1 protein-coding gene is annotated in these 1,689 nt (G+C 62.7%); it reads right to left on the reverse strand.

The annotated features are described in order from the left end of the window. Positions 1-1,623, reverse strand: a 1,623-nt coding sequence (locus tag ACE3OH_RS22080; RefSeq protein WP_374358410.1) for a proton-conducting transporter membrane subunit, incomplete at its 3' end; no start/stop codon positions are given. Positions 1,624-1,689 lie beyond the last annotated feature (66 nt).

Here is a 1,689-nt window from a genome sequence, read left to right on the forward strand (position 1 = left end):
GAAGGCAGTCTTGCCATCCAGCTGGCGCAGACTGGGTAGTTTCTGGCCATAGGGCTGCAACACGAATTGGTACAAGGTGATGCCGCCGAACAGGGCGACCAGGCTCATCAGCAGTGGCAGATTGACGCCATGCCACATCGCCAGGTCGTAAATCGGTGCCTGGGCGCCCAGCAGGGCGTCGGTCGCCAGGTGCAGGTAGGGGCCGACGGTGGCGCCGGGCAGGACGCCGACCAGCAGGCAGGCGGCGACCAGCAAGGCGCTGGGTAGCAGCATCCAGCGGGTCGGGTCGTGCGGTGTCTGCGGCAGATCGGTGGTGGGCGGGCCGAAGAAAGCGCCGTGAATGAACCGCAAGGAATACGCGACGCTGAACATGCCGGCCAGTGTCGCCACGACCGGCAGGAGAATGCGTTGCCATTCGGGGCGGGCGAGCATCACCGTCTCGGAAAAGAACATTTCCTTGGATAGAAAGCCGTTCAGCAGCGGCACCCCGGCCATCGCTGCCGCAGCGACTCCGGCGAGGGCGGCGGTCAGCGGCATGGCCAGGCGCAGTCCGGACAGACGGCGGATGTCGCGGGTGCCGGTTTCATGGTCGACAATGCCAGCGGCCATGAACAGCGAGGCTTTGAAGGTGGCGTGGTTGACGATGTGAAAGACAGCCGCCACCAGCGCCAGTTCGCTGTTCATGCCGAGCAGCAGGGTGATCAGGCCGAGGTGGCTGATGGTGGAATAGGCCAGCAGGCCCTTCATGTCGTTCTGCAGCAGGGCAAGATAGCCGCCGATGAGCAGGGTGACGAGACCCGAGCCGCCGATCAGCCAGAACCATAGATCGCTGCCAGCCAGCACCGGCCACAGGCGGGCAAGGAGAAACACCCCGGCTTTGACCATGGTGGCTGAATGCAGGTAGGCCGAGACCGGTGTCGGGGCGGCCATGGCGTGCGGCAGCCAGAAATGGAAGGGGAACTGCGCGCTTTTGGTCAGCGCGCCGAGGGCAATCAGGCAGACGATGGCGGGATACCAGGCGTGTGCCTTGATCTGTTCTGCGGCCGCCAGTACGGCATCGATTTCGTAACTGCCGACGATATGGCCGATCAGTAGCATGCCGCCGAGCATGGCCAGACCGCCCATGCCGGTGACGGTGAGCGCCATGCGCGCGCCGGTGCGGGCATCCTGGCGGTGGTGCCAGTAGGCGATCAGCATGAATGAGGCGAGGCTGGTGAGTTCCCAGAACATGGCCAGCTGCAGCAGGTTGCCGGACAGCACGATGCCGAGCATGGCGCCCATGAAGGCGAGCAGGAAGGCAAAAAAGCGCGGTACCGGGTCTTCCGGCGACATGTAATAGCGCGCATAAAACACCACCAGCAGGCCGATCAGCGCCACCAGCAGGGCAAACAGCCAGGCGAAGCCATCCATGCGCAACTGAAAGGCAATCTTCAGCGTTGGCGACCAGATTTGTTCGTAATACAGCGTTCCGTTTGTTTCAATCGCCGGCAGTTGCCACAGGATCAGGGCGCTGACGGAAGCTGCGACGATACCCGCCAGCCAGGCTTCGGCATTGCGGGCATTGGTGGGCAACAGTGCGGCGCACAAGCTGCCGAGAAAAGGTAGAACAAGGATCAGAAACAAGGACATGCGCCCGAGTTTAACTGAGGAAATGCCGGAATCCAGCCTTAGACTTTGATTACGGAGAAT

This window comes from Chitinimonas sp., from assembly GCF_041904975.1.
GTDB lineage: Bacteria > Pseudomonadota > Gammaproteobacteria > Burkholderiales > Chitinimonadaceae > Chitinimonas.